The organism is Sporosarcina sp. FSL K6-1522, assembly GCF_038622445.1.
GTDB lineage: Bacteria > Bacillota > Bacilli > Bacillales_A > Planococcaceae > Sporosarcina.
Window position 1 is genome coordinate 3,247,911 of the sequence record NZ_CP152019.1, and the last position, 14,187, is coordinate 3,262,097.

The following is a 14,187-nucleotide window of genomic DNA, read 5'->3' on the forward strand; positions in this document are numbered from 1 at the left end:
TTTTGATTGTGATGGCCAAAACACCTTCCTGTTTTATGTAAATACATTGTAATTACCACCCTATTTAAGATTACGCCCTTCTTTACGATATGTAGGATATAGTTACCTTGATTAAACAACTGGGATTAGCCTAGTGAATTTATTTTAAAAAAACTCTATTAAAGTTCAAAGTTGATATTAGGCGTAAAAAATAGAACTTCCTATTTAACGAAAGTTCTATCTTGAATTATTTGCTTATTAAAATTTACAAACCTTTAGATAATCGAATCATATTATCCCACCACTGTTTAATGTTTTCAAAAACCTCTTCTGAGTAATACTTAATCAAAAAGAAAATAATTATGATTCTACTGATGAAAAACGAACCGCTTTCACTTTCCTATTTTTTTAAATATTATCCATAATAATTCTAACCCTCTCCAAAAGTTCTGTTACGCTCATTTTCCTTTTTGCCAATATCACATCAACACCGTTAATCATTTTTCGACTTAATATCTGGGACATTTTTTAATGGCTTTTGAAGTGCATCCACAATGGCCGCGATGATACTTGTTGCTAAAATCCCCATTAGACTTAGTGATATAGGACCTGCTGCATCATCACCTGTGAATTGAGCATGTACCCTTAAATAAACTATTGCTAACAAAATGAAGAAAATGACAGTAAAAGCGCATTTTTTTATTACCTTCAAAGATTTAAGAGATAACTCAGAAAAAGCATTGTTCTTTTCGATATAAGTTAAAAGTTTAAATACTTGATACAACGCTACAGAAAAAGTAATACATATTCCATATGCACATACCAAAAGTGGATATAGCGAATAATCACCTGGACGTTCTATCGCGTCTCTTCTCGCTGCTTCAGGAAATAAAAATATACACACGGCAAGCACTGCAATTCCAATCAGAAAAATAATTACCTTTAAGAACGTGGTTGAACCTCGTTTAACATTCATTTAAAACACCTCACTTAATTAATAACAACATGATTTTATCATATAATTTATCGTTTTACAATAAATCATTATCGTTTACCGACATATTATTATTGCTATTTAGATATGCTCTTACTTTAAAATGTTAAATTTACAACTTATTCAACAAAACTTCCAAATAGCTTAATAAAGTAAATCAACAACGAAAGATAACAGAACCTACTTAAATAAATAATATCCTTCATCGTAAATTGGTTATCGGCAATCCCCAATCTTTGAGCTGGTGTAGCCTTCACTTTGTCTGAATTGTATGGCAAAAAGAAGTTGTAGGAAGTACGAAGGACAGAAATTCAATCGGACGCTTATTTAAAGCTGAAAAGATAGCCAATGTGATTACATTCTTATCCTCACCATTGTCAGTTTCTATTATGGGCGATGTTATTGATGTAAGTGGAGGAACAGACAACGCTGTTCATTATTAAAATAACAATAATTTTGAAGTAGATGGAGAAAGCTTGGCGAAAAAACATTTCTTCTTCAACCCAATAAAAAGTCGATTCCATTCAAAGAAATCGACTTTTTTATTTATCTTCTTTCTTCAAGGGTACTCCATCTTCAACTAAACTGCCCTTTAGTTGAACAAGAAAAAAGAGCCGTCAAAGCATCTCAATGATGTTTCTTTGCGGGACCACCACGTTTTCAGGGCTTTCTATCTTTAATCCTTCTTTGTCCTTTTTCTGAGTATAAGAAATAGGTCTCGTCCATTTCGACGATACCCTCGAAGTTGGATATATCCATTTTTTTTAGTGCTGATAAAAGTTTGTGTCTCCAGTAGAATGATTTGACGTGAGATACATTGCCAACTAATTCAGCAGACTTACGCAGTGAGTATACTTCCATCATACATTCTATAAATTTTACCCATTGGTTAAAACGACAAGTTCGATACAGTGTGGTATTTGTGAGGTCAATAAATGTCATTTTACACGCTTTACAGCGATAACATTGTTTTTAATTTCTTCACCATCAACTATAGTTGAATATCCACCAAACCGAACAATATACTCCGACTCGCAATCAGGACAATGATAGCCACTCTTGTTTTTACGCTTAGATATTTCTTCTAGAACAGTTCCTGTCGAGGACGATGCAGTAAGAGTATCAGGTGCTCTCACGGTCATCGGTAACTTTTATATAGTTAAACCTATTACAGAACATAGATTTCTATAAATCAAATATTGAATCGACATCCATCTGTCAATACGCATAAAACGACTTGCAACATATTCCCGAATTGAAAAAACGTTTTTGGGGATGACTATATATATGAAGTTAAATATAGGAGGCGCAAATGAAAAGGACATCCCCGCTACTGAGCATACTATTTGTTGGTTTAGTTGTGGTGTTATTTGGCAGTATGTCGAAGCCTGTACACACATCATCACAGGTTGAAAAGAAGACTTTAGCTGAAGAGATTCAATCGTATGCGGAAGAACATCGTACGGAACCCATTGATGCGAAGATTGACCGAGTATGGAAGGCAATCCCAGGCTACAACGGATTGTCAGTGGATATCGATGCAAGCCTTCGAAAGATGTCACCGGGGCAAAAGTTTGACGCGGCCCAGCTTATCTTGAAAGAAGTCGCGCCGAAAGTTCATTTAAGTGATTTATCTCCATCGCCAATTTATCGTGGAAACCCTGAAAAACCAATGGTTGCCTTATTCATCAATGTCGCATGGGGAGATGAATTCATTCCCACAATCCTTGAAACGCTGAAAAAACGCGAAGTAAAGGCTACGTTCTTTTTTGACGGGAGCTGGGTGAAAAAAAATCCCGATTTAGCCAAGTTGATTTATCAAGACAACCATGAAATCGGCAACCATGCTTATAGTCACCCAGATCTCCAACATTTATCGCAACAGGAAACAAACAATGAATTGAAAAAGACAAGTGACGTCATTGAACAAACGTTAGGCATTCAACCGAAGTGGTTCGCCCCACCGAGCGGAAGTTTTAATCAGCAGACCGTGGACATTGCACGAAAACTCGATATGTACACCGTTCTTTGGACAGTCGACACGGTTGATTGGCGGAAGCCCGCGACATCGGACATGGTTCAGAAGGTCCTATCTGAAGTTGGTAGCGGTTCGATGGTATTAATGCATCCCACCAAGCCGGTTGCTGAAGGTTTGGGGCAAATGATAGAGGGTATTGAGGAAAAAGGCTATGTTCTCGGAACAGTGTCCGAAATCATGAGTGAGGATCGCATTGATCTTAAAGAATAAGAACACCCGAACAAAATAAAGGACATAAAGCCAGCTTAGAAGCCCATGAATGATGGCCCAGACGATTGATTTGTGAACGCCGATGGAACAAGGTCGGCTTCCCAAGCACCAATTAATCGGTTATCAAAACATAACAGGAAGTTCCAGAGTAAAAACCTTCTTTTGTGAGACCATAAGGCTATAAAAATTGGAGGCGTTTTAATGGACAGCCACACTCAAAAAAGATTCACGGAAGCAGGTACAGATATTGAGGAAGTCAAAAGACAAAATGCAAACTCAGGCCCGACTTATAATGAAATAAAAGAAATACTCGCGAAAACAGGGGGATTCGGAACGGCAATTTATAGTGATACTAGTGTAAATGAAGCAAGAAAGAAAAATCAGTAATCCAATGAAAAGAACCTCTTCTCAAGCGAATTGTAAACATTAACGGGAAATCTTCAAAACGAACGACCCATTATCGGCAAAACAAAAATAAATTAGCCATAAGCGTACAATCATTGACACAATCAAGCCCATGCTCCTTTCGAGGACTGGGCTATTTTTGTTCAAAGGCAAAGATTTCGGCTATGGTTTGGCTGGGTTTTTATTATTAACTATTTATCAGTCGTAACCTCCATACCTCAACGATATATTTATTATTATGAAGGATACTTCTGAAAGGGGATGTTGGTATGAAAAGGAGAACTGCGGAACCGTTCAAAATTAAAAGTGTCGAAACATTATCCATGCTATCTTTTGAAGAGAGGAAAAAGTCTCTCGCACGCGCAGGCTACAACACGTTTCTAATCGACTCAGAAGATGTCTATATCGATTTATTAACGGACAGTGGGACAACGGCGATGAGTGATGCACAATGGGGAGCGCTGATGACGGGCGATGAAGCGTATGCAGGAAGCAAAAGTTGGAAGAAGTTAGAGTCGGCTGTTCGCGATGTCTATGGCTTTCAATTTGTATTGCCAACACATCAGGGCCGTGGAGCGGAAAATATTTTATCTCAATTGAAAATCAAACAAGGTGACTATGTACCGGGCAACATGTACTTTACAACGACACGGGCCCATCAGGAGATGAATGGCGCTACGTTTGTCGATATTATTATCGACGAAGCACATGATCCTTCTATTGAACATCCATTCAAAGGTAATGTCGATTTGACAAAATTGCAAAAGCTAATCAATGAAGTGGGTGCCGACAACATTCCCTATGTCTGTCTTGCAGTGACGGTGAATCTTGCGGGCGGTCAGCCTGTTAGCATGCAAAACATGAAAGATGTCTATGCATTATGCACATCACATGGCATTGATGTCATGCTAGATGCGACGCGCTGTGTTGAAAATGCTTTCTTCATCAAAGAACGAGAAGCGGGTCACGCGAATCGGTCAATTGCGGCGATTTTAAAAGAAATGATGTCCTATTCGGACGGCTGTACGATGAGTGGCAAAAAAGACTGTCTCGTTAATATCGGCGGTTTCCTAGCGATGAATGATGAGGATTTGTATATTCGATCACGGGAGCTTGTCGTTGTCTACGAAGGGATGCCTTCTTATGGCGGGATGGCCGGACGTGATATGGAAGCGATGGCCATCGGGATTCGGGAAGCGGTCGATGATCATTACATCGAGCACAGAATCGGTCAAGTTCGCCATCTTGGCCAACAGCTGATTGATGCGGGCATTCCAGTCGTTAAACCAATTGGAGGTCATGCCGTATTTCTGAATGCACGAGCATTCCTCCCTCATTTACGACAAGAAGAGTTCCCAGCCCAAGCACTTGCCGCTGCTCTTTACCTGGATTCAGGGGTACGCAGTATGGAGCGGGGAATCATTTCAGCCGGACGTGACATTGCCACGGGTAAACACAATACGCCAAAGCTGGAACTCGTCCGACTGACCATCCCCCGCCGCGTGTACACGAATAATCATATGGACGTCGTCGTCGATTCGATTTTGACCCTATACGAAAAACGAGATGCCATTTGCGGATTACACATGGATTATGAACCGCCAACACTACGCTTCTTCAACGCACGTTTCTCCCCTCTTTCAGGAAGTGGAGAACTGTTCAGCTAAGATAATCGGAAAAGAGTTTGTCAATTGTAAGGAGCCCTGAATAGACTCTAGCGGCTCGTTTGTTCACATCGTTGCCTAACTTATAAAATACCGAATGCAGTAAGAAATAATAAAGCGTATCACTTATTCATCCAAGTGATACGCTCTATCATTTCACCAACTATCTAGTCCAAACTCACTCCTGGTCCGGTTCATCGCTCCCCCGATATCGATGATAAGGGAGAAGATTCCATATGCGTTCTTGGAAGTGTTCATCACTGAGCACTTTCGGAATGTCTCCAAGAATCTTTTTCGCGATATCTAGCTCGCGCTGGGCTTCTTCCTTATCCTGATACAAGAATTCGTCGGAAGCTGTAGCCGATGCTTGTGCTACTTTCTCCTCCAAATCTTGAATGACCATTTCTTGTTGACTGTGTAATGACGCACGAGCATCTGCAATCCATTCCGGCTGCAAACTGCGATTGACATCTCCGACGCGACTATACTCATCAAAAATGTCGCGATAGATGCGGTCCGCATTGGTACGAACATCCAAGTTCGCCGCCTCCAAATCAAGATTTGTCAGTTCCTCCACTGTCAATGGACTAATGCGTTTTCGCCCACCAAGCCCCGTCCTTTCCAAATAGAAAGGGAATATGCTTTTCAGTGTTTTGCCAACAGGTGAAATGGATCTTTCAAGCTCATCGAGCCCTTTCGGCTGAACCCCTTGCATCGCAATACGAGCGGATTCAGGCCGCACAATTTCCTTGGGTGGCATAATCCCATGACGCAGCATTTCACGAATACCCGTACCCGAAATATTAATGCGGTACTGTTCATCATGCGGACAGGATTGCCCTGTCGCTGGGCTATCGCAACGTGTGCAGTAAAAGACTTCATGAAACAGTCGAATATCGATGCCTAATTCTTCTGGTTTAAACTCGTCAAAAATACTATGGCTCGCATATTTATCATAATAATCGCCGATGCCTGCATGGTCTCGTCCAATAAGCGCATGCGTACAGCCATAGTTCTTCATAATTAAGGCATGTAAAACAGTCTCGCGTGGTCCTGCGAAAATATACGTGACGCGCAAAGGTGCGAGAATGGAACGACCTTGTGGATAATACGTGTCCAAAACACTTCGATACGACAACATCCGAAATTCATGACGTGTATATTCACGTTTGGCCATCTCCACTAACGGTTGCAGTAGCAAGCCGTCTAATTCTTCCAAAGCGTTTTTATGAATATACTCATGTCCCCTATGCAGCGGATTCGCCCCCGTTATAAACCCTGCGGCTGTCCGAAACTTTTTCTCTTCATAAAAAATCCGCCATGTATCTTTTGGTTCCAGACGAAGTTTTTCGAATGGTCCCCAATCCACTCGCCGTAATAATCGAATCGGTCCGCCTAACGACACATCTCCCATTCGTCTATAAATCGCATCGACCCCAGGATGATTCCGATCGGTCGTTCCGAATAAAGCAGATGCACGCTTTTCTTTATCATATTGAAAAATATCTTCTATTTGTAAAATCGCAACCGGTTCATTGTTTTCATCAGCCAGTGTCACCTCATCCCCAACTTTCAGGGACTTCACGATTTCTTTGTTGCGATTACCGATTGGCGCAAAGCTTAACGGCGCTGGCCAAATAACGCCACTCGTTAATCGTCCTGTCGTCAGAACTGAATTATAATCTGCCTCGTTCATAAAGCCCTCATTCGGCGATAAAACCCCTGTCGCAATCATTTCAAGCGTGATAGAAGCCTCCATATCTACCATAATCGTCGGTAGCTGTTTGGCTCTGACTAGTTCCTCTTCCCGCTCTTTTCCTATCACGACTTTATCCACTAATTTACCGCCATGAGGCTGTTGCGGATAATTCGCAAACGTGTTTTTCTGAATAGCATTTACCATCCCATTCCCTCCCACGTTCAAAATAGTTGTTTCTATACGGAAAAATACTGCACATTCACTACTACTATATACTTATATCCAGAAATAATCAAATACTCAGATAATATAATTCATTCACTAAAAGATTATAAATAACTTCAAGAATTGTATTCAACCATACTTGTCTTGGAGTTTAGTATCGAGTATACCATGCTGGCTAAAACTGCCCGTCATCTATATTTCCCATCCGAAGGACGTGTATTTTGAGTAGCAAGCGAATCCCAGAATGTAAGATCCTTGTTTTCAATAGAACGGTCACGGCTGAAGCTCCATTATATTTCCCTAATGACTATATAGAGAGCATGCAAGTTTTTTTCAATTCACTAGCTACATTTCAATACCCTAAAAAGTTCAAACTTCAGAGTTTTATATCCTCGGATGCCTCGATGACATATCCCATCGTCGATTCTAATTGATGGATGGGGTCGTGATCACGTAAATGTTCAAAATCAAGACCCGTCAGCGTTTCAATTTTTGTAATGGGTACTTGATACGTTTTATATTCACCATAAGAAAATTCCAAATTCTCGATAAGATTTTTTTGAGTCTGCAAATAAGCAGTTGCAGATAGGCTTCCATCTTTCTTAACCATAACAGCTATTTTCCAAAATTCCGCCGGTATCTGAACGCCTCTGTAAAAAATGTCATCCATCCGAAAAACGGGTCCAGTAAACACTGTCACTTTAAGATTTGCGTTTTCGGCATTGTCTAAAATATAATTCTCCAGATCCAGCCAGCTTTTTTGATTCAACTTACTGTGCTGGGGAGCACAATTTGTAAAATGGAACGTATCCTGATTCGCCTTTTTTGCTGAATCTCCCCAAACTGGATCACGCCGGCGGACAAGATGTCCCCGATCGAGCGAATTATTTGCATATAATTCAGGACCGCACTGGTACTCTGTTTCAATGCGAGAATCGAGATACCACTTGTCATTACGGCCAATCTTCATCAATTGATTGCCGTCAATATTCACCACCGTATAATAGGCTAAACGGCGTGACTTGCTCATTACAATTGAAAAATGCGTATAATGGAGCACGTTGCTTCCGTCTTTTAACTGGGCAATATCCTGTTCAAGATCTGACCGGAATTTCGGATGAAGAACTTCATAGTCTTCACCAAAAAATCGTGTGTCATAACCGGTAGTCCCCTCATACCACGAACCGCTTAACTCCTCAACGACCATCCCTTCACTAGTATGATCGAGGACTCCCCACTCTTTCACAATGTCATTCAGCAACATTTTTTGATCATCACTGAAGTTGGCGCCTTTCTCAACGACAAACTGGATAATACTGCTGATGCGAATCCCTTCATTGGCTATAAATTCAGTCCGGTTTTTTGGATCTGGAACGCCTGCATGATGGAGGGCGATTACAATCCATTCGTCATTATAGACAGGCGAACCGGAGGATCCTGGCATGGTATCTGTTGAGTAGTGAATATAATCGTCAAATACATCCAAAATTTGATTCTCTCTAATCGCTACAGCTTTGGGTGCACCCGAAGGATGTTGAATAATTGATACATATTCACCAACCAACCCCTTGCCCGTTTGCGAGATGAGAGGCAAAAACCCAAAATCGCTTACGTTTGTGCCATCCGCAGACACTTCCCCTATCGCGACTAATGTAAAATCAAGCTTCTGATCCGTTATAAAGAAACGCTCGGGTGTTAAACGGAAGCTTTTCATTGGACGTTCTTTTAGGTCAAGACCGACTTCATAATTGAATTGCGCGATACTGAACTGGGCCATATCTTCGTTTTCCAAAACATGATGATTTGTAAGCAATAAAGATGGCGAAACAAGAAATCCTGTAGCATGTCCGAGAACTCTGCCTATGCGGTCGCGAATCTCAATTCTACAAACTGGATTGGCTGCTTGTAGACCCGCTTCCAGATAAGAAATCGGAAATAGATCATCTTGGCCAATAATACGTTCCATCGCAAGTCCATCACGTGGATCAATCATTGCTTTACGAAGTGCAACTCGCTCAGGCGTATCTACTTCCAAAGGATTTTTAGTTTCTAGTTCACTAGCCATTTGTTCACGTTTACTAGAACGCGCAATATAACGCTCCAATGCTTGTTGTTGCTGCAAATCTACAAGATCCATATTAAAATTTTCAAACTTTTCAAGTCGCTTCATTGACATATTCCCCCCCATCTTAAATAATGAAACCGCAACATTTTCTAATAACTCCGACTATTCTAACACTAATACCACTTTTTTAACAGTTACTTTTTCAGGATAATCCAATCGATTTTAGACCCAAAATAACTCGTCTATTGATTAGCCAAAAAATAACTGAATCAGACATTAGTACTGCGTGTATAGTTGCTTTTGAATCACTTTGGATTAAACAACTTCTTTATCATTGTCGATGTTTGTTTTATGTGTAGGGGTGCCAAAATAATCCAAACGCAGTTTTAGTCATTCAAAACCTGTTTTCATTGCTTTTATTTGGCTTTATAGTAGAAACGATGACGAAGTTGAGTGAGGAGATGAGCAGAGCTGCGAACCAGTTTAGTGTTTAAGAAATTCAAAAAATCGTTTTGAACATCAAAGTGTCCAGAACGATTTTTTCCTTCCTGTACAATCTATATTTTCACTTTATTATATGGAAAAAAACTTATTCAATGAAATCCCCCAACATTATTTGTAATAATTCGGCATAAATCTTTTTCTGACACATATATATATAGAAGCGCTACCTATCTTATTCCTCACCCAATCAAAAAGCACCTTGACTTCAGTTCATGAACGGAAAATGCGCGACAGAATGTTAAGAATTTCTAATTGAAGGGGGTGAAACCCATACCAACATACAGAACAACGAGCTTTTCCCCCTCACTACCGAGTAGATGATTTGCTACGATGTCAGTACTGTTATCAATCACCTTTTTCTTATCAAGAAAGAAGTAACCGTCCTCCCTCGGCAAAAGTGTGGACAATTACTTCTGCACTCTCGGTCAACTGCTTTGTTTAGCCAACCATTGACACCGTCGTACGTTGTACAAAATCGTCCATAAATACGTTTCACTGTTTACGCTTGAAGGACTGAATGCTCAAACGCCCAATCCTTTTTTATTGTATGTGACGTTTTTTATTATATGATGAATTGCCATCAAAAGTGTTTCATCTCGCTTCTACATGCTTTTGCAAACATCAATATCTTCGTGCATAGTCATTGAATAGAGATCAAGCTCGATTCAATTCTTTTTTAGCAGCTTGCACATACAGGATTTACTCCGACTCAATATGTAAGTATCGGTTACATTTAAGATGTCGCATGTACTACTAAAAATAGACATCTCTTTTAGTATTTCGCCCGAAATAGTTACTAAGCGCTAAAGAGGATCCCTTTTTAATAAGACTTCTGAATCTATTATTGAATTTATTCAAAACTAATTGGACGGAATAATCAGATAATGGTATGATTTATATGGAATCGTTACCAATTTATTCATTAATTTATATGAATTTGTAACCCGTGTTACCGAAACGTTTACTCCCCGGCAGCGCAATCAGAGTAGCCCTCGCTACAAATTTGCTTATTGCAAAGGTATTGAATAAAAATAGCTCGTTACGATATGAGTAAATCATTAATAGAATCCATTATGCTTGAACAAAATGTGAATATTATTTTTATATCGATTAGGAAGTCCAAACGAGGAAGATCAGCCCTACACTGAGAGCGAAGAGTGGTTCACCAAGATTTTCTAGTATTTCCGGCAACAATTCGACATATACCTATTTATTGCACATATACATAATAGAAGCACTACCTATCTTATGCTTCACTTATTAAAAACTACACCTTCATTTTAGTTTATGTACGGCGGATTGTTAGGCACCCCAATTGAAGGGAGGTGAAAACCCATGACAACGTACGAAACACTGAGCTTACTCCTACAAATATCTGGAGGGTGGATTGCTGCTATATCAGTGTTGTTGTCAGTCGTCTTTTTCTTATCAAGAAAGAAGTAACCGTCCTCCCTCGGCAAAAGTGTGGACAATTACTTCTGCACTCTCGGCCAACTGCTTTTTCTAACCAACCATTTACACGTCGTAAGATGCACAAAACCGTCTATGAATTCGTCTTACTGTTTACGCTTGTAGGACTGAATGCTCAAACGCCCAATCCTTTTTTATTGTATGTTACATTTTTTATTATATGATGGATTGCCATCAAAAGTGTAACATCTCGTTCCAGCATGCCTTTGCGAACCTAGATATCATCGTGTTTAGTCATTGCTTACAAGATCGAGCTTGATTTCAGTCATTTTTCAGGAGCTTGCGCAAATTGAACTTACCACGACTCCATATATAAGTAACAACCACTCAAGATATGCAGTAAGCTCCTCTTTTAGAAACATTTTTTGCGTACTGCCCACAATTGTGAAGAGGCGCAATATGTTCGCTTTACATTTGCGAATGAATGATAAAACGATTAAATCATATAATGAGGAGGTATAAAATGGAGAATTTTGCTCATTTAATCCCATACGAAGTGATTGTAAAAGTCGCAGAGGTCAATGAAGTTCCTGCGGGTGTGGATTTAATTCAAGCACCAAAGATTTGGAATGCCACAAAAGGAAAAGGCATGACGGTAGCTGTTCTGGATACAGGATGCGATAGTAGACACCCCGATTTACAAGAACGGATTATAGGCGGTCGGAACTTTACAGATGACGATAGAAGCAATCCAACTATATTCCTCGATTACAATGGCCATGGAACGCACGTCGCCGGAACGATTGCAGCCCAGAAAAACGATAAAGGCGTAGTCGGAGTTGCCCCTGAAGCGAGTTTGCTCATTGTAAAGGTATTGAATAAAAATGGCTCGGGACAATATGAGTGGATTATCAATGGCATCAATTACGCAATCGAACAGAAAGTGGATATTATCTCTATGTCACTAGGAGGTCCACACGATTCACCTGCACTTCACACAGCAATCAAAAAAGCTGTCGCGAACAATATCCTCGTAGTTTGCGCAGCCGGTAATGAGGGTGATGGCAACGATTCAACCGATGAATTCGCCTTTCCTGGCTATTATAACGAAGTCATTTCCGTAGGTGCCATTAATCAGGAACGGCGCTCTTCCAATTTCACCAATTCTCACAACGAAATCGATGTCGTTGCACCGGGTGAAGAGATCCTCTCTACCTTTTTAAACGGAAAATACGCTAAGTTAAGCGGAACTTCGATGGCTGCCCCCCATGTTTCTGGAGCACTGGCCCTTATTAAAAATGTAGTCAACAACCGTTTCGAACGGCAACTTTCTGAGCCAGAGCTCTATGCCCAGCTGATTAAAAGAACCATTCCACTAGGATTCTCGCCAAAACTTGAAGGGAATGGACTCGTCTATTTAACGGTTCTTGAGCACTTGAGCAATGTATTTGAGGGAGAAATGAAAACGTTGGTTTTGCATGCACAGTGATTTAGCTTAAAAAGTGGTGCTAGGCGCACAAGCTTTTTTAAACATCTGTGCGCCACATGCAACACGACTCAGGAAATACACAACGATTTCAGAGAATAATCAGCCGTGTAGATAAACGGCTGATTATTTTATGTATTTTTATTTTGAAATGTGAAATATTTTTTGTGCCGTTCATGGCGAACGTGACCGGCCATTGTCAAACAGGTACAGCGCTTAATTACTTGTAGGTTGACTAAAATATGTAAAATTTTATTAAGACGAATATAGTCCCCGCTATAGCTCACGGGGCGTTTAGTAGAAATAAGTGTTTGATATTCAACAAAAAACATCCCCCTCCTTGTCAAATTGATAAGGATGGGGGATATTCGCCAATAAAACGTCATGCTTCAATTGTCGAAGCCTTGTCTAAATAGACTGGAGGAACTGTCACTACGTCAGTCCTAATCACTCATCCGAAGGACGTGTATTTTGAGTAGCAAGCGTATCCCAGAATGTAATATCTTTGTTTTCAATCGAACGGTCTGCAATCGCACGTACTGTCGCATCCAATGTTGTGATCGTTTGCTTGATCAAATAACCATTACTCTTCTGGCCTAGGACAGCTGATTCATTAGAGTGATCTGACATACCGCGCATCTCAAATAATAGCGTGGCAATGTCATACTCTACTGCGATGCCATTCCGACTAATGGTCTCCGCTGAACCTCCATTATATTTCCCAAGATGCCCCCACCCTGTCGAATCGACGGCATCAAAAACAACAGCACCAAGCTTTTTCGATTTCTGTAATACAGCCGAATCGACATTCGGTGTTGTTGGGTAAAGGATTGAGCCTGACACAAGCTTGCCATCACGCTCACTTTGGCTACCTTGATGGTGTAAATCAATCATGTAGTCAATATCATAAGCGCGCATGACATTGTCATGCAGTGCCTTCGTTTCAGGCTGAATTTTCGTCACGTGATCCCGATTCAAATCTACTCCGAACGCATTATAACGCGTTAGATGACGATCGCCACTTGCGATGTAATCATCGAGGGAAAAGTCGACATCTCCCATTGCCCCATCTGGATTGAGCATAGGCACGATTAAGATATTCACACCATCAGTGACGCCTTTCATCTTGCCGGTCCCAAGGTGTTTGATGAATTCAAGTGCCCCTTCTGTCGTTAGCTGCTCATTCCCATGCTGCTGTGTCAGGAATAAAATCGTTGGATTTTCGGGATTTTTCATGTACTTCACAAGATACAAATCCCGTCCTTTAACGCTTTGGCCAATCACTTCTAGTTGCATCTCTTTTTGTTTTGCTTCCTGCTTCTTCAGATTGGCTACCAGTTCGTCATATGTGTGCAAAATGGATGTATTGATTGTTTCATTCCCACCATAGTTGGGCCCGTTGCCAACAGCTTCCGCAATAGGCGACGCGAATGGGGATACACTTAGCGCCATTGCGCCTGCAAGTGTAATAGCGAGTATGGATTTTTTCATGTTTTTATCTCCCTTGA

At 40.6% G+C, this 14,187-nt stretch carries 8 protein-coding genes and 3 pseudogenes; 4 read left to right on the forward strand and 7 right to left on the reverse strand.

Annotated elements, in window-relative coordinates; translation table 11 throughout:
* Nucleotides 1-390 precede the first annotated feature (390 nt).
* From MKY34_RS16095 to MKY34_RS16110, 4 genes and pseudogenes are all read right to left on the reverse strand, one after another.
* Nucleotides 391-480 (reverse strand): annotated as a pseudogene (locus MKY34_RS16095) (transcriptional regulator); the annotation flags it as partial.
* On the reverse strand, nucleotides 473-955 hold the full coding sequence (locus MKY34_RS16100) for a DUF2975 domain-containing protein (RefSeq protein WP_342512137.1): 483 nt from the start codon (nucleotides 953-955) through the stop codon (nucleotides 473-475). The gene MKY34_RS16100 and the pseudogene MKY34_RS16095, both read right to left, overlap by 8 nt.
* Nucleotides 956-1,092: 137 nt before the next feature.
* A pseudogene (locus MKY34_RS16105) lies at nucleotides 1,093-1,284 on the reverse strand (hypothetical protein); the annotation flags it as partial.
* A gap of 352 nt (nucleotides 1,285-1,636) precedes the next feature.
* Nucleotides 1,637-2,097 (reverse strand): annotated as a pseudogene (locus MKY34_RS16110) (IS1595 family transposase); the annotation flags it as partial.
* Nucleotides 2,098-2,285: 188 nt separating this feature from the next.
* On the opposite strand from MKY34_RS16110, the gene MKY34_RS16115 reads away from it, so the two are divergent.
* The 3 genes from MKY34_RS16115 to MKY34_RS16125 all read left to right on the forward strand — a co-directional run bounded on the left by MKY34_RS16115 (nucleotide 2,286) and on the right by MKY34_RS16125 (nucleotide 5,293).
* Nucleotides 2,286-3,221, forward strand: a complete 936-nt coding sequence (locus tag MKY34_RS16115; protein ID WP_342512138.1) for a polysaccharide deacetylase family protein — start codon at nucleotides 2,286-2,288, stop codon at nucleotides 3,219-3,221.
* Between the two features lie 201 nt (nucleotides 3,222-3,422).
* Nucleotides 3,423-3,608 (forward strand): gamma-type small acid-soluble spore protein, encoded by a 186-nt coding sequence (locus MKY34_RS16120; protein ID WP_342512139.1) that lies wholly within the window; start codon nucleotides 3,423-3,425, stop codon nucleotides 3,606-3,608.
* Between the two features lie 287 nt (nucleotides 3,609-3,895).
* Nucleotides 3,896-5,293: a tyrosine phenol-lyase gene (locus MKY34_RS16125; protein ID WP_342512140.1), complete on the forward strand. Its 1,398-nt coding sequence runs from the start codon at nucleotides 3,896-3,898 to the stop codon at nucleotides 5,291-5,293.
* Between the two features lie 175 nt (nucleotides 5,294-5,468).
* Here the strand turns inward: MKY34_RS16125 and MKY34_RS16130 are convergent, their stop codons facing one another.
* Nucleotides 5,469-7,193, reverse strand: a complete 1,725-nt coding sequence (locus MKY34_RS16130) for a sulfate adenylyltransferase (protein ID WP_342512141.1) — start codon at nucleotides 7,191-7,193, stop codon at nucleotides 5,469-5,471.
* A 397-nt stretch (nucleotides 7,194-7,590) separates the two neighbouring features.
* Entirely contained in the window at nucleotides 7,591-9,390 is a 1,800-nt protein-coding gene (locus MKY34_RS16135) for a DNA/RNA non-specific endonuclease (RefSeq protein ID WP_342512142.1), read from the reverse strand.
* Between the two features lie 2,326 nt (nucleotides 9,391-11,716).
* On the opposite strand from MKY34_RS16135, the gene MKY34_RS16140 reads away from it, so the two are divergent.
* The gene (locus tag MKY34_RS16140) at nucleotides 11,717-12,682 is read left to right on the forward strand and encodes a S8 family peptidase (protein ID WP_342512143.1); all 966 of its coding nucleotides are present in this window, start codon (nucleotides 11,717-11,719) and stop codon (nucleotides 12,680-12,682) included.
* Nucleotides 12,683-13,126: 444 nt separating this feature from the next.
* Here the strand turns inward: MKY34_RS16140 and MKY34_RS16145 are convergent, their stop codons facing one another.
* Entirely contained in the window at nucleotides 13,127-14,170 is a 1,044-nt protein-coding gene (locus MKY34_RS16145) for a M14 family zinc carboxypeptidase (RefSeq protein WP_342512144.1), read from the reverse strand.
* Nucleotides 14,171-14,187: the final 17 nt, after the last annotated feature.

Coding starts and splice junctions, on each gene's coding strand:
- MKY34_RS16135 (WP_342512142.1), bottom strand. CDS start 9,390: ATGTCAATGAAGCGACTTGAAAAGTTTGAAAATTTTAATATGGATCTT.
- MKY34_RS16120 (WP_342512139.1), top strand. CDS start 3,423: ATGGACAGCCACACTCAAAAAAGATTCACGGAAGCAGGTACAGATATT.
- MKY34_RS16100 (WP_342512137.1), bottom strand. CDS start 955: ATGAATGTTAAACGAGGTTCAACCACGTTCTTAAAGGTAATTATTTTT.
- MKY34_RS16140 (WP_342512143.1), top strand. CDS start 11,717: ATGGAGAATTTTGCTCATTTAATCCCATACGAAGTGATTGTAAAAGTC.
- MKY34_RS16125 (WP_342512140.1), top strand. CDS start 3,896: ATGAAAAGGAGAACTGCGGAACCGTTCAAAATTAAAAGTGTCGAAACA.
- MKY34_RS16115 (WP_342512138.1), top strand. CDS start 2,286: ATGAAAAGGACATCCCCGCTACTGAGCATACTATTTGTTGGTTTAGTT.
- MKY34_RS16130 (WP_342512141.1), bottom strand. CDS start 7,193: ATGGTAAATGCTATTCAGAAAAACACGTTTGCGAATTATCCGCAACAG.
- MKY34_RS16145 (WP_342512144.1), bottom strand. CDS start 14,170: ATGAAAAAATCCATACTCGCTATTACACTTGCAGGCGCAATGGCGCTA.